The organism is Winogradskyella litorisediminis, assembly GCF_042675765.1.
Classification (GTDB): domain Bacteria; phylum Bacteroidota; class Bacteroidia; order Flavobacteriales; family Flavobacteriaceae; genus Winogradskyella; species Winogradskyella litorisediminis.
This window is the reverse complement of record NZ_JBHTJL010000016.1, coordinates 499,000-519,574: the sequence shown is the minus strand read 5'-3', so window position 1 is coordinate 519,574 and position 20,575 is coordinate 499,000. Positions and strand designations below refer to the sequence as shown.

Annotated in this window: 19 protein-coding genes and 1 other RNA gene; 14 read left to right on the top strand and 6 right to left on the bottom strand. The window is 33.2% G+C overall.

The features are described 5' to 3' along the window. Positions 1 to 123: 123 nt before the first annotated feature. Positions 124 to 1,572 (top strand): TlpA family protein disulfide reductase, encoded by a 1,449-nt coding sequence (locus tag ACFQ1Q_RS13530; RefSeq protein WP_386132567.1) that lies wholly within the window; start codon positions 124 to 126, stop codon positions 1,570 to 1,572. Positions 1,573 to 1,604: 32 nt separating this feature from the next. Here ACFQ1Q_RS13530 and fsa read toward each other — a convergent pair whose 3' ends face one another. The 4 genes from fsa to ffs all read right to left on the bottom strand — a co-directional run bounded on the left by fsa (position 1,605) and on the right by ffs (position 3,874). Then, positions 1,605 to 2,258, bottom strand: a complete 654-nt coding sequence (gene fsa / locus ACFQ1Q_RS13525; protein ID WP_386132564.1) for a fructose-6-phosphate aldolase — start codon at positions 2,256 to 2,258, stop codon at positions 1,605 to 1,607. 172 nt (positions 2,259 to 2,430) lie between these two features. Further along, the gene (locus ACFQ1Q_RS13520; protein WP_386132561.1) at positions 2,431 to 2,844 is read right to left on the bottom strand and encodes a hypothetical protein; all 414 of its coding nucleotides are present in this window, start codon (positions 2,842 to 2,844) and stop codon (positions 2,431 to 2,433) included. 44 nt (positions 2,845 to 2,888) lie between these two features. After that, positions 2,889 to 3,692, bottom strand: coding sequence for an SDR family oxidoreductase (locus ACFQ1Q_RS13515; protein WP_386132558.1), 804 nt, complete (start codon positions 3,690 to 3,692; stop codon positions 2,889 to 2,891). Positions 3,693 to 3,775: 83 nt separating this feature from the next. Then, positions 3,776 to 3,874, bottom strand: an RNA gene (gene ffs, locus ACFQ1Q_RS13510) — signal recognition particle sRNA small type. Between the two features lie 88 nt (positions 3,875 to 3,962). Here ffs and ACFQ1Q_RS13505 point away from each other — a divergent pair. The 5 genes from ACFQ1Q_RS13505 (at position 3,963) to ACFQ1Q_RS13485 (ending at position 8,704) form a co-directional block, all read left to right on the top strand. Beyond that, positions 3,963 to 4,988, top strand: a complete 1,026-nt coding sequence (locus ACFQ1Q_RS13505) for a glutaminyl-peptide cyclotransferase (RefSeq protein ID WP_386132555.1) — start codon at positions 3,963 to 3,965, stop codon at positions 4,986 to 4,988. Positions 4,989 to 4,991: 3 nt separating this feature from the next. Next, a complete protein-coding gene (locus ACFQ1Q_RS13500; RefSeq protein ID WP_386132553.1) occupies positions 4,992 to 5,375 on the top strand; it encodes an acyl-CoA thioesterase in 384 nt (127 codons plus the stop codon). Positions 5,376 to 5,458: 83 nt separating this feature from the next. After that, on the top strand, positions 5,459 to 6,214 hold the full coding sequence (locus ACFQ1Q_RS13495; RefSeq protein ID WP_386132551.1) for a hypothetical protein: 756 nt from the start codon (positions 5,459 to 5,461) through the stop codon (positions 6,212 to 6,214). A gap of 63 nt (positions 6,215 to 6,277) precedes the next feature. Continuing rightward, positions 6,278 to 7,855, top strand: a complete 1,578-nt coding sequence (locus ACFQ1Q_RS13490; RefSeq protein WP_386132548.1) for a hypothetical protein — start codon at positions 6,278 to 6,280, stop codon at positions 7,853 to 7,855. A gap of 360 nt (positions 7,856 to 8,215) precedes the next feature. After that, positions 8,216 to 8,704, top strand: coding sequence for a hypothetical protein (locus ACFQ1Q_RS13485; RefSeq protein ID WP_386132545.1), 489 nt, complete (start codon positions 8,216 to 8,218; stop codon positions 8,702 to 8,704). A 278-nt stretch (positions 8,705 to 8,982) separates the two neighbouring features. On the opposite strand, the gene ACFQ1Q_RS13480 is transcribed toward ACFQ1Q_RS13485, so the two are convergent. Beyond that, the gene (locus ACFQ1Q_RS13480; RefSeq protein ID WP_386132542.1) at positions 8,983 to 10,257 is read right to left on the bottom strand and encodes a serine hydroxymethyltransferase; all 1,275 of its coding nucleotides are present in this window, start codon (positions 10,255 to 10,257) and stop codon (positions 8,983 to 8,985) included. Positions 10,258 to 10,369: 112 nt separating this feature from the next. On the opposite strand from ACFQ1Q_RS13480, the gene fahA reads away from it, so the two are divergent. The 6 genes from fahA (at position 10,370) to ACFQ1Q_RS13450 (ending at position 17,948) form a co-directional block, all read left to right on the top strand. Continuing rightward, complete coding sequence (gene fahA / locus ACFQ1Q_RS13475; protein WP_386132684.1) at positions 10,370 to 11,659, top strand: fumarylacetoacetase; 1,290 nt, start codon at positions 10,370 to 10,372, stop codon at positions 11,657 to 11,659. Between the two features lie 105 nt (positions 11,660 to 11,764). Further along, positions 11,765 to 12,940: a hypothetical protein gene (locus tag ACFQ1Q_RS13470; protein ID WP_386132540.1), complete on the top strand. Its 1,176-nt coding sequence runs from the start codon at positions 11,765 to 11,767 to the stop codon at positions 12,938 to 12,940. Between the two features lie 36 nt (positions 12,941 to 12,976). Continuing rightward, positions 12,977 to 13,552 (top strand): non-canonical purine NTP diphosphatase, encoded by a 576-nt coding sequence (locus ACFQ1Q_RS13465; protein WP_386132538.1) that lies wholly within the window; start codon positions 12,977 to 12,979, stop codon positions 13,550 to 13,552. Between the two features lie 150 nt (positions 13,553 to 13,702). Next, positions 13,703 to 14,809 carry a hypothetical protein gene (locus tag ACFQ1Q_RS13460; protein ID WP_386132536.1) on the top strand — a complete coding sequence of 369 codons (1,107 nt, stop codon included), beginning with the start codon at positions 13,703 to 13,705 and terminating at the stop codon, positions 14,807 to 14,809. A gap of 389 nt (positions 14,810 to 15,198) precedes the next feature. Then, positions 15,199 to 17,028 (top strand): DEAD/DEAH box helicase, encoded by a 1,830-nt coding sequence (locus ACFQ1Q_RS13455; RefSeq protein ID WP_386132533.1) that lies wholly within the window; start codon positions 15,199 to 15,201, stop codon positions 17,026 to 17,028. 128 nt (positions 17,029 to 17,156) lie between these two features. Then, positions 17,157 to 17,948, top strand: a complete 792-nt coding sequence (locus ACFQ1Q_RS13450) for a carboxypeptidase-like regulatory domain-containing protein (protein WP_386132530.1) — start codon at positions 17,157 to 17,159, stop codon at positions 17,946 to 17,948. A 30-nt stretch (positions 17,949 to 17,978) separates the two neighbouring features. Here ACFQ1Q_RS13450 and ACFQ1Q_RS13445 read toward each other — a convergent pair whose 3' ends face one another. Further along, entirely contained in the window at positions 17,979 to 18,638 is a 660-nt protein-coding gene (locus ACFQ1Q_RS13445) for a TrmH family RNA methyltransferase (protein ID WP_386132527.1), read from the bottom strand. Between the two features lie 33 nt (positions 18,639 to 18,671). On the opposite strand from ACFQ1Q_RS13445, the gene ACFQ1Q_RS13440 reads away from it, so the two are divergent. Both ACFQ1Q_RS13440 and ACFQ1Q_RS13435 read left to right on the top strand, forming a co-directional pair. Beyond that, a complete protein-coding gene (locus tag ACFQ1Q_RS13440) occupies positions 18,672 to 19,865 on the top strand; it encodes a tetratricopeptide repeat protein (RefSeq protein WP_386132524.1) in 1,194 nt (397 codons plus the stop codon). Continuing rightward, positions 19,865 to 20,557, top strand: a complete 693-nt coding sequence (locus tag ACFQ1Q_RS13435; RefSeq protein ID WP_386132521.1) for an SIR2 family NAD-dependent protein deacylase — start codon at positions 19,865 to 19,867, stop codon at positions 20,555 to 20,557. The genes ACFQ1Q_RS13440 and ACFQ1Q_RS13435 overlap by 1 nt, the downstream gene beginning before the upstream one ends. Positions 20,558 to 20,575 lie beyond the last annotated feature (18 nt).

Here is a 20,575-nt window from a genome sequence, read left to right as displayed (position 1 = left end):
AGAAAATTTAAGTGATTACAAAAAATATAAACCCTTGTTACTAACATTTAACGGAGCATTAACAAGAGTACAACTGTGCAACATATATTTTTGCTAGTATATATGGGAATAAAACTACATTTCATGAAATTTCGTTTGCTGTCTTTCCTAGCTTTTTTTGTGGCTTTAACGAGCTGTTTTGATAAAGCTTCGGATGATGGCGACTCTGCTTTTTTTGGAGGCGAAATAATAAATCCAAAAGGTGAAAACGTTATTCTTTACAATCGTAAAGGCGATGTAGCTGACACTTTATTATTGGACGCACAAAATAGATTTAGCCACACTATAAAAAATATAAATGCTGGTCTTTACTCTTTTAGACATGGTGGCGAAATTCAGTTTGTTATTTTAGAGCCTAAGGATAGTGTGATGATTCGTTTAAATACTTATGATTTTGACGAGTCCTTAGTATTTACAGGCAAAGGCGCAAAAAAGAACAATTATCTTATTAAAACGTTCTTAAACAACGAAAACGAATCTCAAAAACTCGTTAAATATAGCCAGCAAAAAGACCCTGAAGAATTTGATGCTTTTATTAAAGTTCGCCATAATCAGGAGCTCGAAAATTTTAGACGTTTTAAAGAAAAAGCAAATATTTCTGACTATGCGACTTCAATAATTAAGGCAAATATCGATTACCATAACTATGCTGATAAAGAAATTTATCCGTTTGCATATTATGGCGAAAATAAGCTTGTTCACATTAAAGATTTACCTGAGAATTTTTATGATTTTAGAAACAACGTTGCTTACAACGCATCAGAATTAAGTGAAATTTTTGCTTATAGCAGATTTCTATTTTTCCATTTCGATAACATTGCTGTAACTGATTTTTATAAAAACAATGAGTTTCATAGTAAGTTTAATCGTTATGAATTGTCATACAACAAATCAAAACTAGCATTGGTGGATAGTTTGGTAAAAGACAAAACTATTAAAAACAACCTCCTAAAATATAAAACAAGAGAGTTTATAAATAATAGCAAAAGCCAAGACGAAATCAATGACATGATGGCGTCTTACCTTTCAAAAACAACTAGTGAAGAAGATATAAAGTACATGAATAAGCTTATTGCTTCTCTAGATAATTTAAAACCAGGCAAAGGATTACCAGATTTAAAACTGATAGATATTAATAATAATGAAGCTACCATTGCCGATATAGTTGACAAACCTACACTAATGTATTTTTGGTCTGCAAACACCAAAACACACTACAAAAATAGTCATTATCGTGTTAAAGAGTTACAAGCAAAATTTCCTAAAATGGGATTTATGTCTATAAATATAAACGACAATCCTGAAAAATTCTGGAAAGAAACTATTAAACAATACAACTTTAATTTAGACAACGAATATCGCTTCGAAAATCCTAAAGAAGCACTAGAAACATTAGCTGTTTATGATTTATACAAAGTAATTATTGTTGATAAGGACGCTAATATAATACATCCAAAAGCAAACATTTTTAGCAAGGATTTTGACCGCGTAATGGAAAATTTAATAATAAGAAAGGAGCTCGTATTAAAATAGAGCTCCTTTTATTTTTTAAGATATTTATACTCTTAATTTCCTTTTTTGTAATCCGCTAAAAACTTTTCTAAACCAATATCTGTTAATGGATGTTTTAACAATCCAGAGATAGAGCTTAAAGGTCCAGTCATGACATCCGCACCTAATTTAGCACAATCAATAACATGCATTGTATGACGTACTGAAGCTGCTAATATTTCAGTTTCAAAGGCATAGTTATCATATATATGACGAATCTCTGCAATTAGGTTTAAACCATCAGTAGAAATATCATCTAAACGCCCAATAAATGGAGACACATATGTTGCGCCAGCTTTCGCTGCTAATAAGGCTTGACCTGGAGAAAACACTAAAGTTACATTGGTCTTAATTCCTCTATCTGAAAAATATTTACAAGCTTTTACACCATCTTTTATCATTGGCAATTTTACCACGATTTGGTCATGTAGTTCAGCCAAAGCTTCGCCTTCTCTTATCATACCATCAAAATCTGTTGCAATAACTTCTGCAGAAACATCGCCATCTACAATATTGCATATGTCTACGTAATGTTTCATAATATTGTCATGGCCTGTAATGCCTTCTTTTGCCATCAAAGACGGATTGGTGGTTACACCATCTAAAATACCCATGTCTTGTGCTTCTTTAATCTGCTCAAGATTGGCTGTATCGATAAAAAATTTCATAAAAGTTAAGTTTGAATTGTTGAGTTTCAATTTTGATGCAAGTTACAATAATTGAATACGTTTCGGTTTAATAAAAATGAAAAGTAATTCACTATTCGTTAACAGCTAAAAAATTACAATTTTGTATCAAATTTTAAGATAAAATGTTCTTTCGCATGCCAAACTTTGAAGATTACTCAAAAACTTCAATAGTAAAATTCTTACTCACTTCGTTTGAGCATGTTGGACTTCGGTCATAAAAACCTGTTTCAAAATCGAAACGTTCAACAGATAAAAAGACTCTAAAATTAAAACGACCAGTTTCTATTGGGCGACCAGAAAATTCTATTTCTCTGGGATAGAAGAAAATATCAATTCCCGCAGGAATATCGCCTTCAATTCTAAAGAAATAATCGTAAGCATTATCATTGGCGGCATTATCTACCTCAGCGGTTATTAGTTGAAAATACTCTTGATCTAATTGCGCATTGGCAACAGAATTTTCATTGATTTCTGGGTCAATACCAAAGGCACATTCTAGCGCATTATCACAGGAGAAGACAGTAATTAAAAGAAGTAATACTAATTTGATGTAATTTGATTTCATGATCAAAGGTTTAAAATCTCTATTCACAAAAAACATACCAAATGCTAAAGATTGTAATGATTCATTAGTAATTTTTCGTACATCTTATCTGGAAGAATTCGTTTTAAAACCACAGAAAATTTTTGCATAAATGCTCCAACTTTATAATGAATTTTAGGATGTTTCGTTTCAATAATTTTTGCAATCACTTTAGCAACGTCATCAGGATTTCCACCTTCATCAACGTGCGCGTCCATGGTTTTTAAAGACTCACTATAACTTTTCTCATAAGCCGAACCGCTTAAAACTGGCGCATGATAACGACCCGCAGCAATATTGGTTGCAAAATCGCCCGGCGCCAAATTACACATCTGCACATTAAACGCTTTTAATTCCATTCTAAAAGCTTCCGTCACCAATTCTAAAGCACCTTTGCTGGCGCTGTAAACACCACGATACGGTAAACCCATATAACCAGCAATCGATGTAATGTTAATCACCAAACCTGATTTTTGCTCTCGCATGGTTGGTAAAACGGCTTTTATGACGTTTATTGGACCGAATAAATTGGTTTCGAAATTTCGTTTTATTTCTTCATCAGGAATTTCTTCCATCGGACCAGTAATTCCAGCACCTGCGTTATTGATTAACACGTCTAATCGGCCTTCTTTTTCTAAAACTTTGGCAACACAACTTGTAATGGTTTCTTGCTTTGTTACATCTAAAGCGACTAATGGAAATTTACTATCAGAATAATTATCAGGATTTCGGCTTGTACCATAAACAGTATAGTTTTTATTAGAAAGGTACTCACCAATTGATTTTCCTATTCCTGAAGAACCGCCAGTAATTAAAACAACTTTAGACATAATGTAATTAAATTCAGTGGTGCTAAAATACAAATTCCAAAAACTAAAGTTATTAGAAGAAAACCTTGACTTTTGGGTACAAAAAAAGGCAAGCTACCTACATCACACCGCTACGACCATTTACCTTTGCTTCGTTCCCGACCTGGAGGATTCAACAGGAGCTGGTTGTGTAGGACTTGCCGGCTGCAAAGATACAACCTTTTAATACTTTCACAATATTTTTTTAATCCTATTTTTTATAAATATCTTGCAGCAAATTCAATTGATATTATGATTAGAATTAAACATATAATTTTCACAAGTTTAGCGGTTTTTTTATTGAATTGCGGAAGCGAAAAACCTCAGCTTAGCATAAAGACCTCAGCAAAAAACAATACGGCAATTGTTGGAGAGAGCGTAAAATTATCACTTAACAATCCTGATGGCGTTTCTATAAATTCTATTACATACTTATTAGAAGGCGAAAAAGTTTCAGAAAATTTAAGTTTGAAGAATGTAAAACTCGGCAAGCAAGACTTAGTTGCTGAAGTCATTTCAGGAAATGATACCATAATTGCTGAAAGTAAACTTATTGTTTTAAACGATAAACGACCAGAATTGTACACTTTTGAAATTATAAACACTTATCCGCACGACCCAACATCTTACACGCAAGGTTTAGAGTTTTATAAAGGCGAATTATACGAAAGCACAGGACAGTTTGGCGAATCTAAATTGCGAAAAGTCGATTACAAAACTGGAGAAGTATTAAAGAGTATCGATTTAAAAAACGGCTATTTTGCTGAAGGTTTAACCATTCTAAATGATAAGATTTACCAATTGACTTGGCAAGCCGACACAGGAATTATCTACGATGCTAACACATTTGAAAAACTTGGCATCTTTAGATACAATCAAAGTAAAGAAGGTTGGGGTTTGTGTAACGATGGTAAAAATCTCTATAAATCTGACGGAACCGAACAAGTTTGGACACTCAATACAAACACATTTACCGAAGATGACAAAATTGAAGTTTATACCAACAAAGGAAAACTTGGTCGTTTAAATGAATTGGAATGGGTTAACGGAAAAATCTACGCCAACATTTACGAAAATACAGGTGTTGCCATTGTAAATCCTGAAAATGGTGCTACAGAAGCTGTTATCGATTTTACGCCATTAACAGAACAAATTGCAAATTACTCATCTAACGACAATGTACTTAACGGCATTGCTTACAATCCTGAGACCGAAACGCTTTTTGTTACAGGAAAACGCTGGGATAAGTTGTTTGAGGTACGTGTTTTTAAGAAGTAGAAATTGCAGATTTTCACTAAAGAAATAATAGTTTCAGAATCTGATTTAGACCAGCTTAATCACGTGAATAATGTCACTTACGTGCAATGGGTACAGGATATTGCTGAAGCACATTGGCTTCAAAACGCTTCCGATTCAATTTTAGAAAACTATTTCTGGGTTTTAGTAAAACACACTATTGAGTATAAAGGGCAAGCATTTCTTGGCGATAGCTTAATCGTTAAGACCTTTGTAGAATCTTCCGAAGGCGTGATTTCTGTTCGTAAAGTTGAAATTTTTAAAGACGAAAAGCTTATCATTTCTTCAGAAACCAAATGGTGTTTTATGGACATGAAAACCAAACGTCCCACACGAATTACTCCACAAATAGCAACACTTTTTAATTAACAAAGTCTTAGGTTAAAGTTTTTTTAATTTGAGACTGCACTTAAATAAAAAAAGCTTTATTGCAGTTTACCTAACTATCAATCATGTTAAAAAAAGGACTTCTACTCGCTTCTATTCTAGTAGCTCAACTTTCAACTTCGCAAGACGTATCTGGAATTGTATACGATGCCGAAGCTAGAGTCAGCGGCGTTAAGGTTTTAAATATTTCAAAAAAAATATTAACTAAAACTAATGAGCAAGGCGAATTTCAACTTAAAGCAAATATTGGAGATACGCTCTCATTTCAATCTATATTTTACAAACCTATTTTTAGTATCGTAAAACCTAAATATTTTGAAGGTACTTATGTTTTTGAATTGCAAAAAATTATAAACGAACTCGATGAAGTCAATGTTAAAGGTAAAACCAAAGAAAAACTTTTTGGAAAAGCTGCCTTTAATGCAAACCTTAAAGAGATAATTGCCATTGATAAAAAGAAAGAACCGCAAAAGTATACTCCTGCTCCAAAATACGGACTTGATTTTATTTATGTTGCTAAACTTATCGGTAAACTTTTTAAAAAGAAAAAAGTAGAAATCCCAAACACGCTTAGCTACAAGCAATACGAATTGCTCTTTGAAAAAAACAATTTTTTTACAAAAAAAATGCTGACTTCAGATTTAAATATTCCAGAAAAATACCATTCGCTGTTTTACGAATTTTTGGAAGAAAAACAAATCCCAGAATCAAAACTTAATTATAACCAACGTTTACAACTGCTTAATGATTTTACGACCTATAGCCAAGAATTTCTTCTTATTGTTGAAATGGCTGAGGAAGAAGTAAAAAACAAGAATTGAAGGTGAGATACTAAATCATAATTTGAAAAGTTATATTTTTAACCTCTAAACTATTTTCATTTTATGAAGCGCCTCTTATACTTTTTTGTTTGTTTTGGATTGCTGATTTTTTGGAGTTCTTGTCGTAATGATTTTGAATTTTCTCCAAGCACAGGAAATCTAGAATTCGCTAGAGATACTGTTTATTTAGACACCGTTTTCAACAACATTGGTTCTAGTACGTATAACCTAAAAGTTTATAATCGTAGTGATGAAGATATTGTTATTCCGACCATACAATTAGAACGTGGCATTAACTCTTTTTATAGATTAAATGTTGATGGTGGAACAGGAGACGAAGGCACACCGCAAGAAGGCAAAATTTTTGAAAATGTTGAATTACTAGCCAACGATAGTTTATTCATCTTTATCGAAACCACAATAGATATATCAACTCAGCCGTCAATGGACAACGAGTTTTTATATACAGACCGTATTTTATTTGATGCTGGCAGTAACCAACAAGATGTAGATTTAGTGACATTGGTTAGAGATGCTGTGTTTATTTATCCCGATTTTCAAGGAAATAGCACCGTGTTTGAAAATTTAAATTTCGATGTTGATGGTGATGGTATTGTAGATGAAACTTCACTTCCAGGTCGTTTTTTAGATAATACCGAATTAAACTTTACCAACGAAAAACCTTACGTTATTTACGGTTATGCCGCAACACCAGAAGGAGAAACACTAACTATTGAAGCTGGAGCACGATTACATTTTCATGCCGATTCTGGATTGTTAATTACTAATAATTCTACTTTAAATATCAATGGAACAGCAAGTGCAGACCAAGACCTTTTAGAAAATGAAGTAATTATTGAAGGTGACCGATTAGAGCCAATTTTTTCTGATGTTCCTGGTCAATGGGGAACGATTTACCTCTTTAACGGCAGTACAAACAACAGTATTAATTACGCCACAATTAAAAACGCAACAATTGGAATTTTGGTTGAAGGCAACGATGATGCACCAACTGATAAATTGACAATTACAAACTCTCAAATTTACAATACAAGTTCATTTGGTATTTTAGGTCGTGCAACAAGCATTACTGCAGAAAATGTAGTAATAAATAACTCAGGGCAATCTTCTTTTGCAGGTACTGTGGGCGGAAAATACAACTTTACGCATTGCACCATTGCCAATTATTGGAACAATAGTTTTAGACAATTTCCTGCCTTATTGCTAAACGATTTCACACAAGTTGACGAAAGTACAATCGGCACAAATCCGTTGACTGAAGCTAATTTTAATAACTGTATCATTTACGGAAATGATAATCCTGAATTTATATTAGACCAACAAGGCACCGATTTCAACTTTAAGTTTACCAATTGCCTATTACGATTTGATAATCAGAATTTAGAAGGCTCAGAAAACTATATCTTTTCTGATGCAACATTTTACGAAAACAACATTTTTAACGAAGACCCAGATTTTAAAGCACCTTTTGATAATCTAATGAATATTGGTGAAGATTCTGGAGCAAATGGTATTGGAGCAAATCCTTTTGCTAGCCAAGTCCCTTTTGATTTATTGGGTACTTCTCGTACGGCGATGCCAGATGCTGGTGCTTATGAAAGTGTGGTTTTGGATGACTAACCAATGAACAAAAAAGGCCTTAAGCATATTATAATCTTTTTAAGCATTTGGATACTCATACCGATATTTTTTAGGCTAGTTAATTTTCCTTTGGATTCACTAACTATAATTTTTATCCCTGTTTTTTATGTAATTCATCATTTATTCAGAACTTTTGAATATTCTAAGACTTGCACAGTTTCTCTATTTTCAGCCCTTTTATTTTTGTTCATCAGCTTTAAAATTGACTTTAGATTATACAACATAATTTTACACTTAATTTTAATAACATTCAGCATATTTATATACAAAAAGTACCAAAGTAGTTCTGAAAATAAAAAATCTTTTATTTTAAAAAGTTTAATCGCTTTGAACATAATTATGCTTTTAATTCCAAATAAATTGATTCTTGACTCTTTTAATCACGAAAAAGTACCATACACAGGAAGCCTTGAGTGGAAAAACTTCAAAGGTGTGCCTGATGAAAACTATTTTGCTGACGCAATTATTTCTAATGGATATCAGTACAAAATTAATAGAGTTTATAATTTTCCAAAGATTGTAATTGGGAGCTATATGAATCCTTATAAATCTTGGAAAAAAGAAATTAAAAGTGAATTAGGCTCTAAATTACTTTTAAAACATGAGCAAGGACATTTTGATATTAGAGAAGCATTCCGCATTAAAATATTGGATAGTATAAGTTCAAACTATTTTCATAGTGCAGATGAATCCGAAAACATAGTTGAACATTTTTCTGGAATTCAAGTTAAAACTGATGAATTATATGACGAAGAAACCTATCACGGCTCAATATTAGAAAAACAAGAAATATGGAATACTAAAATTGATTCTATGTTAGGCAACTAATATATTTCAATAATCAGCTTGCTCTGCCGTCCGAGTAAGCGCGTTAGCGATTACTCATCGTTTATATTTAGAAAGAAATCGTGATTGTTTCGCAGTTGAGGTTTTGTTGGAGCTCATCTTTGATAGCGACTACCAAAAGCGCGACCAAGACAATGCTTTTGGCATGTCTTGGTAACGCCATAATTATTTTACACATTAAAAAAGTCCTTCAAAAATTCAATTGAAAGGCTTTCTATATTTATGTGACTTGGCTTCGACTGAGCTCAGCCGTCAACTATCTATCCATTAAACAAAGGTCTTCCGCTCATAAGTTTATTCACTTTTTCGGCAACAGCTTTGAGAACAGTTTCGTTTTCGTGATTGGTTAAAACCTCATCGATTAAATCGACGACGTAAGCCATGTCGTCTTCTTTGAGTCCGCGAGTGGTAATTGCTGGTGTACCAACTCTAATTCCTGAGGTTATAAACGGACTTTCGGTATCAAACGGCACCATGTTTTTATTCACAGTAATATCTGCTTTTACAAGCGCTTGCTCGGCAGCTTTTCCTGTGATGTCTTTGTTCCTTAGGTCTATAAGCATCATGTGGTTGTCAGTTCCGCCAGAAATAAGGTTGTAATCTTTAGCTACAAAAGCTTTAGCCATTGCATCTGCATTGGCTTTAACTTGTAGCATGTAATGTAAAAAGTCATCCGTTAAACATTCACCAAAAGCAATGGCTTTAGCTGCTATAGTATGCATCAATGGACCACCTTGATTACCAGGGAAAATTCCAGAGTCTAGTAATCCAGACATCTTACGCAGATTTCCGTTTTTTAATTTTAAACCGAATGGATTGTCAATATTTTCACCCATCATTATTAGTCCGCCGCGTGGTCCACGTAAGGTTTTATGTGTTGTCGTAGTTACTACGTGGCAATGTGGCATTGGGTCATTTAAAATCCCTTTTGCAATTAATCCTGAAGGATGCGAAATATCAGCTAACAAAATAGCACCCACATTATCAGCAACTTCTCTAAACTTGGCGAAATCTATATCGCGAGAATAAGCTGAGGCTCCAGCAATAATTAATTTTGGTTTTTCTTTTTCGGCCACGTCCGATAACATTTCGTAATCTATTAAGCCTGTATCTTTTTTTACGCCGTAAAATGTAGGATTATATAAACGACCAGAAAAATTTACTGGCGAACCGTGTGTTAAATGTCCACCATGAGACAAATCAAAACCTAAAATAGTGTCACCAGGCTTAATGCAGGCATGAAAAACAGCAGTATTTGCCTGACTGCCTGAGTGTGGTTGTACGTTGGCATAAGCCGCACCAAATAAAGTTTTTGCACGGTCAATGGCAATAGTCTCTACTTCATCAACAACTTCGCAACCACCGTAATAACGCTTGCCTGGATAACCTTCGGCATATTTATTTGTTAAAACAGAACCGCAAGCTTCCATGACTTGTGGACTTGTAAAATTTTCAGAAGCAATCAGTTCAATTCCGTCAGTTTGACGTTCTCTTTCAGCTTCAATTAATTCAAATATTTGTTCGTCGCGTTGCATATCGTTAATGAGGTGTTAAATGAATTTCAAAAATACGAATAACATTAGTTTTAATTTGAAAAAACGTGTAGATTTGAAAGTAAATAATCAACATTTAATCAACACAACACTTATGCCTCTTTCAGCAAATAATCCTGACCGTACTTCGTGGTTACACGTTAATAAAGATTCTGATTTTCCTATTCAAAATATACCATTTGGTGTATTTTTAACCAAAGACGATATCATAACTATTGGTACTAGAATTGGCGATACAGCTATAGACCTAGGCGCTTTACATCAGTTGGGTTATTTTGAAGGCATTCCGTTAACGGACGATATTTTTCTTCAAGATACGTTGAATGATTTTATAGCCGATGGTCGTAAAACATGGCGATTGGTAAGAAACCGAATTGCTGAAATTTTTGATGCTGAAAATTCAATTTTAAAAAACAATACGGCGCATAAGGAAACAATTTTATTTCGCCTTGATGAGATAGAAATGCAGCTTCCGATTTTTGTTGGAGATTATACTGATTTTTACGCGAGTAAAGAGCATGCAACAAATGTTGGTTCAATGTTTCGTGACCCAGAAAATGCTTTAATGCCTAATTGGTTACATTTACCAGTTGGCTATCATGGTAGAAGTTCTTCTATAATTCCTTCAGGTATTCCTATACATAGACCACAAGGACAAACCATGCCAGCTGATGCTACAAAACCCGTTTTTGGCCCATCAAAATTGGTAGATTTTGAGTTGGAAATGGCATTCATTACTACAGACGCTAATGATTTGGGAGAACCAATTCCTATTTCAGAAGCAGAAGAATATATTTTTGGACTGGTACTATTCAACGATTGGTCAGCAAGAGATATTCAAAAATGGGAATATGTGCCACTTGGTCCATTTTTAGGAAAAAACTTTGCATCATCAATGTCGCCATGGATTGTAACTTTAGATGCTTTAGAGCCATTTAGAGTTGAGAGTCCTAAACAAGACCCAAAACCATTACCTTATCTTCAATCTAAAGGAAAAAAGAGTTTTGATATAAATCTAGAAGCTTCAATAATGCCAAAAGGCGCTAAAGAAACTACGGTTTGCAAATCTAACTTTAAGTATATGTATTGGAACATGTCTCAACAATTAGCGCACCATACGGTAAATGGTTGCCCTGTAAATTCTGGAGATATGATGGGAAGCGGAACCATTTCTGGCCCAACTGAAGATTCTTATGGTTCCATGTTAGAATTAACCTGGAAAGGCACAAAACCACTTAAGCTTCGAGATGGTTCTGAGCGTAAATTTATTAATGATTATGATACTGTTATCATGCGTGGTTTTTGTAAAAATGACGACGTACGTATTGGTTTTGGTTCTGTAAAAACACAATTATTACCTGTTTTTGAACCGAAGAAAAAGTAATTATTAAATATTAATTTTCAATAAAAAGTCTTGCAATTATGCAGGACTTTTTACATTTGGCACAAGAATTGAAATTGCTTTAATGAAAGCTTAAAACTTACGATTATGAAAAAAATTACTCTATTATTCGTAACAGTTATATTTTTAGCGTCTTGTGGCTCTAAGAAAAAGGTAGAACGCGCATTAACATCTGGCAATTATAATGAAGCGATTGCAACAGCAATTAAAAAGTTAAGTTCTAATAAAGAGGCAAAACGAAAACAAGATTATATTTTACTTTTAAAAGATGCTTATGATAAAGCTAATGCGCGAGATATAAATGCAATTAAAAGTTTAAAAGCGAGTAACAATCCAGAAAATTATAAGCGTGTTTATGAAACTTACATCGCGCTTGATGCAAGGCAGAATGCAGTTAAACCGTTGTTACCCTTAAGCGTTAGAGGTAGAGATGTGTTTTTTAAAAATATTGATTTTTCTAGCAAAATTGCATCAGCTAGAGAAAACGTTTCAGACTATTTGTACAAACAAAGTGAAACTTTATTACAAACATCTGATAAATTCCAAATTAGAGATGCTTATAATACTTTGGCATACATTAAGGATATCAATCCCAATTATAAGCAAACACGAAATCTAATGCAAGATGCGCATAATCGTGGCACAGCTTACGTCATTGTGGCTATTGAAAATAAAACCAATCAAGTCATCCCAAGACGATTAGAAGATGCTTTGTTGGATTTTGACACCTATGGTTTAGACCAATTTTGGACAGAATATCACGCCAATCAAGCTCCTGAAATTAAGTATGATTACGCAATGCAATTGCAATTGGCACGTATTATTATTTCACCAGAACAATTACGTGAGCGCGAAATTTTACGCCAACAACGCATTACCGATGGTTGGGAATATCAATTAGACGCAAATGGAAACGTAGCAAAAGATAGTTTAGGTAATGACATTAAAATTGACAAAATCATTGATGTTAGAGCACGACTTTTTGAAACACAGCAACTTAAACAATCTGAAATGCTAGCAAACGTTGTTTTGACAGACTTAAAATCAAACGAAATTATAGAGCAATTTAATTTAGATAGCGGTTTTATTTTTGAACATTTTTATGCCACTTTTAGAGGCGACAGACGCGCATTAACCCCTGACGACAGAAATCTGTTACGTAATCGTCCGATTCCTTTTCCTACTAATGAGCAAATGGTTTTTGACTCTGGTGAGGATTTAAAAATTAGACTCAAAGATATTATTCAGGATTATAAGCTGTGATAATTAAACTTTCATTTTTTAACTTTTAATTTTAATATGAAACTCGTATTCGCGACAAACAATCTTAACAAACTTAAAGAAGTACAATCTTTAGTACCAAAACATATACAATTATTGAGTTTAAAGGACATTGGATGTTACGAAGAAATTCCTGAAACAACGGGAACAGTTGAAGGTAATGCCAAACAAAAAGCGGAATATTTAGTTAAACATTACGGCTATGACTGCTTTGCAGATGACACAGGTTTAGAAGTTGAATCGCTTAATGACGAACCTGGTGTTGATACTGCGTTTTACGCTGGTCCAAAACGAGACGCTAATGCCAACATGGATAAGTTGTTATTTAATCTAAAAAAAGAGTCTAACCGAAAAGCACATTTTAAAACCGTAATTGCTTTACACCTTAATGGCGAATTGAAAACTTTTACAGGTATTTGTAAAGGTGAAATCACCAAAGAAAAAAACGGTGAAAAAGGTTTTGGCTATGACCCGGTTTTTAAAGCTGAAGGTTTTAATAAAACCTTTGCAGAAATCTCATTGGAAGAAAAAAATAAGATTAGTCATCGTGGAAAAGCGGTGCAACAATTAATTGACTTTTTGAATAAATTATAACACGTGTTAATAAACGTTAGACATCTCAATTACTTAATCTATTGATTTTTAACTATTAAAAAACTAACTTCGCTTAACTATTGATATAGTTCTGTTGCTGAGCGGAGTCGAAGTGTTAAAATGAATCATATCTTTTAAGTTAGCTGCATTATGAATAGATATCTTCAAAAAAGAATTATTGACTATATTTTTAGAAGAAAGTCATTATTAAGCATCTTATATGTTTGTGTTGTATTCTTTTTGAGAGAATTAACAGCGATAAGTTTAAGCGAAAACATTGTGATTCTATGTAATAATATTCAAGAAAATAATGTTGAAAACTGGAAATACTACTCGGCTCAAATTGTTAAAATTTTATTCACTGAAGGTAGTTTAGTAGCCTTAATAACAACTGGATCTTTAATACTATTACTATTAATACTTATTTACAGAGGCAATACAATCAAAGATTCTTTGGACAATCTTAAATCTGAATCAACTAAAGCATCAACTAAAATATCCAAAGATGTTTTAGAATTAAAGGAATTGACCAAAAAAGAACTTTTGCGATTAAAGTATCCTATACCAAGTGAATTATTTCTCACTGGACTTATAATTAAATTGAAGGCTTCAACTTTTCAAGAGTTTTTACCTGAAATAAGAAGTCAATTTAAAGTTGATGAAAGGAAGCCAAAAGACATTAAAAAATTCTCTGCGCATGAACATCAACTACAATACGGAAAATACAATTTAGCACTTCAAAATTTATTTGATAACAAAAAAATACAATTAGGTCTTAGTTTAGGCGATAATCCGTACAAAATTGAAGAATCTCACAAAGCAGTTTTCTTTTGGAACTATAGTGATGTTCTATCATTGGAGAATGATATTAGTCATTTTCATTACAGAATTGAAAATACTGGAAATAAAGAACAATCATTTCGTTTGTTTGTAAATACCAAAGATTCTAATGGCAAACCAAAATTAGGTAATTTAAGGATATTTAATGGATTGTCTTCGGCTTTAGATTTATGTAATAAAAAAGTATGGTTAACATTAGATATTGGTCAAAATATTGATTTAAGACCACCAAATACAACTATTCAATTTATCTCCTTTAGAGATAATAACAGTAAAGATTATGAAATTGAAATAAGTGAACAAAAGACTGTAAAATTGAATTATTTGAAAGATAAGTTTCCAAATCAAGATTTTCCTGATGTTTATATGACTTATATCGGTGGAATTATAAAATGTAGAAGTATGGAAATGCTGTAGCTAATAACCTGTATAATTCATTGCAAGTTCTAGCCTACTTACAAAAATTCCAGCGGATTTTCTATTCGATTTCTATTTGCTAAATTAAGTACTTAAAAAACTCAACAAACCATATACGAACCCATTAAGCGCACCAAAAAAATACCACCAGCTGCTAAAGTCAAATAAAAGTGTATCTTTGCACGCTGAAACGCAAATAGTTAAATTTTAAATTCTGAAATGATTTCGGAATTAATTTAATTAAACTTTGATTTCGCGCTGCGAACTTATAAAAATTGAGTTTCATTAGATTCCTCAGAGTGAGGATGTGTTACAAGCGTCTTAGGTTAAGTATGTCGATTCGCGCTTATGTAACACCACATAACATAATCGAATACTTACAAAAAAGAATGAGCACATTCCAAGAACTCGGTCTTAATAAAGACCTTTTGAGTGCAATTACAGACATGGGTTTTACTACACCTAGTGAAGTCCAAGCACAAGCAATCCCATTATTATTAGAAGAAGAACGCGACTTAGTTGCGCTAGCACAAACAGGAACTGGTAAAACAGCCGCATTTGGTTTTCCGATGTTACAGAAAATTGACATCGATAGCCGCACTACACAAGGTCTTATTTTATCACCAACGCGTGAGCTTTGTTTGCAAATCACCAACGAACTTAAGCAATACGGAAAATATTGTAACGGGTTAAACGTCACTGCCATTTATGGTGGTGCAAGTATCACTGATCAAGCACGCCAAGTAAAACGTGGCGCACAAATTATTGTAGCAACACCTGGTCGTATGAAAGATATGATTAGCCGTAAATTGGTTGATATTTCTAAAATTCAATACAGCGTTTTAGACGAAGCCGATGAAATGCTTAATATGGGTTTTTATGAAGACATTACAGATATTTTGTCTCATACACCAGAAGACAAAAGCACGTGGTTATTCTCTGCGACAATGCCAAGAGAAGTTGCAACCATCGCCAAAAAATTTATGTACGACCCAATTGAAATTACCGTTGGTAATAAAAATGAAAGTACAAGCAACGTGTCACACGAATATTATTTGGTAAACGCTCGTGACAGATACAATGCATTAAAACGTCTGGCAGATGCAAATCCAGATATATTTTCTGTAATATTCTGTAGAACAAAACGTGACACACAAAAAGTAGCCGAAAATTTAATTGAAAGTGGTTATAGCGCAGGTGCTTTACATGGCGATTTAAGTCAGAACCAGCGAGATTTGGTCATGAAGTCCTTCCGTAACAAGCAAATACAAATGCTAGTAGCAACAGATGTTGCTGCTCGTGGTATTGATGTAGATAACATTACACACGTTATCAATTACCAATTACCAGATGAGATTGAAACCTACACACACCGAAGTGGTCGAACTGGACGTGCTGGTAACACTGGTGTGTCCATGGTTATCGTTTCTAAAAGTGAATTGAGAAAAATCAAAAGCATCGAACGCATCATTAAGAAGGAGTTTGAGAAAAAAGATATACCAAGTGGAGCAGAAATAACAGAAGTTCAGTTAATGTCGCTTGCTAATAAAATACATAATACCAAAACTGGTAACGAAATAGACAAGTATTTAGATAGCATTAACGAATTATTTGAAGATACTTCAAAAGAAGACTTAATCAAAAAATTCTTTAGTGTGGAATTTAACCGTTTCCACAATTATTACGAAAAAGCTAAAGATTTAGGTACAGTAGAATCTCGTGGTGGTGAAGGCAGAGATTACGGAAAATCATCTAACGATACACGTTACTTTATTAATGTTGGTCGTAAAGATGGTTACGATTGGATGAAGCTAAAAGATTTCTTAAAAGAACAATTAGACCTTGGTCGTGATGATGTTTTTAAAGTTGACGTAAAAGACAGCTTCTCTTTCTTCAATACTGAAAAAGAAAACCAAGAAAAGGTATTGACATTCTTTACCGATTTTAAATACGACGGACGTTTTGTTAACGTAGAAGTGTCAGAAGATAAAGGTAGAAGTGGCGGTAGTCGTCGCCGTGATGGCGGTGGACGCGGAAAACGTCGTTTTGATGATAAACCTCGTGGCGAAAGACGCTCTAGACGAAGTAGCGACGACAGCGGAAAACGAAGCGAACGCAGAAGTAGATGCTCAGAAGATAAACCAAGAGGAAGACGCTCTGAAAAATCAGAAAGCTTTTCTGGTTCTGATAGACCGAGACGCTCACGCAGAAGAGACTAAATTATTAAAAAGCCTAGAAATATATTTCTAGGCTTTTTTGTAATATTCTTGTTAATATTTAGTCAAATCTAAAACATAAATCGAGATTATGCGTTTTGTTTAGTACCTTTGAATTGTTAAATGATTTCATGAGATTATACGCCGTCTTTATACTTTTATTAATGAGTTTTCTTGGGTTTGCCCAAGAGGACTCAAACGAGCCTACGCGCGTACAAGCTACCATCATAAGCAGCACTACAAAATCACCGCTGGCTGAAGTTAATATTGTAAACTTAAATCAAGTCATTGGCACAACAACAAATGACGATGGTATTTTTGATATTAGAGCAAAAGTTAACGATACTCTACACCTATCCTATTTAGGCTACAAGTCTATTAAGGTTAGAGTTACTAACGACTGGATAAAATTTGGAAACACCGAAATAGAAATGACTGATGAGGCTTTAGCCTTAGAAGAAGTGGTTGTCAATCAATTACAACTTACAGGTTATTTAGAAGTTGATATAAAACAAATCCCTATAACGAGCAACAACCGTTACCGAATTTCTGGTATTCCAAATCAAGGTTATGAAGGCGGACAAACTAACGTTGTCAATAAAGTGTTGGGTGCCATTTTTAATCCTGCAGATTTCCTTTACAAGATGTTTGGAAAAAATCCAAACCAAATGCGGAAGCTCAAGGACATGAAAAAGGATGATGAAATTCGAAATCAATTATCTAAGCGTTTTGACCGTGAAATGCTTACGGTTTTACTTCAAGTAGATAAATACGATTTAGACGAAATAGTTAACCAATGTAACTATTCTCGTGATTTTATTCGTACAGCAAATGACCTTCAGGTTTTAGATGCGATTAGCGAATGTTACGAAGAATACAAAGTTCTTAACCGTAATAATGAACGCAAAAGAAACAAAAGCTAAAATTCTTCTTCTTTATTGCGTTTTCTTGAGTTAAAAATCATTTTCAATATAGTGCTCCACGATGGCATCGTAGTTTTTGATGGTTTTCTTTATCCAATCAAATCGTTTATTAATTTTTTCGGCTTCGTTAAGTTGCCAATCGATATTAGATTTTCGAAGTTTTGAAGTAACGTGTTGTAAAATTATTGCTGCGGAAACTGATATGTTTAAACTTTCGGTAAAACCTACCATTGGTATCTTTAGATAACTATCTGCATGTTCTAAAACATAATCTGATAGTCCTTCAGTTTCGCGGCCGAAGAAAAAACAAGATTTTTGAGTGATATCAAAATCCATCAACTCGCAGTCATTTGTGTGAGGCGTTGTAGCTACAATTTGATATCCTTTTAATTTTAAATCCGTTACACAAGACTTAACGCTATTGTAACGATTTAAATCTACCCATTTTTGTGCACCCATCGCAATCTCGCGGTCAATATTTTTAGAATTTACCTCTTCAATAATATTTAATTGTTGTATTCCAAAAACATCGCATGTTCTCATAACTGCGCTTGTATTATGTAGCTGATAAACATCTTCGGTTGCGACGGTAAAATGGTTTGTGCGCTGAGCTATAACGTCATTAAAACGTTTAATTCTATTTGGAGTTAAATAGCTTTCAAGATAATTTAGAAGTTTTAAATCTTGCATAAAACAGTATATTTATCAAATATAAATATTCTTATGAGATTCCGTTTTTTTAGTACAATTCTTATTTTACAATTATCAATTTTTTCAACAGCACAAAATAAAGAGTGTTTGTGTTCTCTTGTTGAACAGTCCGAAGAAACCGTAAAAAAGATAATTGATTTAGGTACTGAAATTGAAGAATCACTCAACCAACTTAGCACCGAAAAATTTGATAAAAATTTTAACACTGAAGCTTTCATTAAAAACATTTATAAGGACGATAGCATTAATCCTAATGACCCTTTTGTAAAAGGATTTGTCGAAGGTTTGTCAAATTCTGCAAAAACACTTAGCAAAAATTTTGTTGAAGAAATAGAAGCAGGTTCTTACTATAATTTTTACAATTATGAATACAATGTACCTGAGCAAGCTTATTTTATGAGTTTTAGAATTTATTCTGAAGAAACTGGTGTTAATTACCACGATTATAAAGTTTGCTCAGATGGAGAAAAATTAATGTTTAACGATATTTATATTTATTTATCTGGCGAAGATTTGAGCCAAACATTTAGAAGAATATTAAAAGCGGCTGCACCTAAAGAAAATGAAAAGTCTCCATTGTTTAAAAAAGAAGATGGATTTCCAATATTAAAAATTACAAGTGCGCAAAAACTATATCAATCAGGCCTTTATAAATCGGCTTACAACATGATTTCAAAAATTGAAGGAGATTTTGCTAATGAAAAGTTTTTTTTGATACTTAAAGCAAATATTGCTAGCGCTTATGACGCTGACATTTATGAAAAAGAATTAGAAAATTTTGCAAAATTATATCCAAACGACCCAACGTTGTATATGAAGCAAATCGATTATTATTTGATAAAAGAAAATTATAATAAAGCAATAGAAAATATCGACAAATTGATGTTTGAAACTGATGACGATTTTTTAAATCTTTTAAAAGCAAACGTATATTTAATAAAACAAGATTACAAAAACGCCGACTCACATTTTGCCTATATGATTGAAAATTATCCTAACCTAGCAGAAGGTTATATTGGCTTAATTAGCAGTTTTACCTACCAGTCTCAATTTGATAACGCTGTTGAAATCATAGAAAAATTAATTGCAGAAGGTTTTGAAAAGGCAGCATTAACTGAGTTTTTAGAATCTGTTGATGAACAAGGAGATAATGTTCTCAAATCTCTAATAGTTTCAGAAGCATACACCAATTGGAAATATAACTAATGTCAACAAAAAAACACATCGTTATACTTACAGGAGCGGGAATAAGTGCCGAAAGTGGTATAAAGACCTTTAGAGACGCAGATGGACTTTGGGAAGGCCATGACGTTATGGAAGTTGCTTCACCTCAAGGTTTTAGAAACAATCCTGAATTGGTTTTAGACTTTTACAATAAGCGTCGTAAACAACTTAAAGAAGTTGAGCCTAACACTGCGCATTTTACTTTAGCAGAATTAGAAAAACAATTTAAAGTCAGTATCGTTACGCAAAATGTCGATGACTTGCACGAACGTGCAGGTAGTACAAACGTGCTTCACCTTCATGGTGAACTCCGAAAAATTCGAAGTACAGGAAACTATGCAGACATTCAATCTTGGACAGAAGATATTTTTTTAGGTGATTTATGCAAAAACGGATACCAACTTAGGCCACATATTGTTTGGTTCGGAGAAGATGTACCAATGATAGAAAAAGCTGTTGAAATTTGTGAAACTGCTGATATTTTAGTCATTATCGGAACAAGCATGCAAGTCTATCCAGCAGCAAGTTTAATAAATTTTGTAGAACCTAAAACTCCAATTTTTTATATTGACCCAAAACCAGCAGTTATACATAACGCTGATGTTACTGTGATTGCTGAATCTGCGACTATTGGTGTTCAAAAATTAGTTACCGTTTTAAAACAAAAGTTGTAATACAAAAATTACAAATAA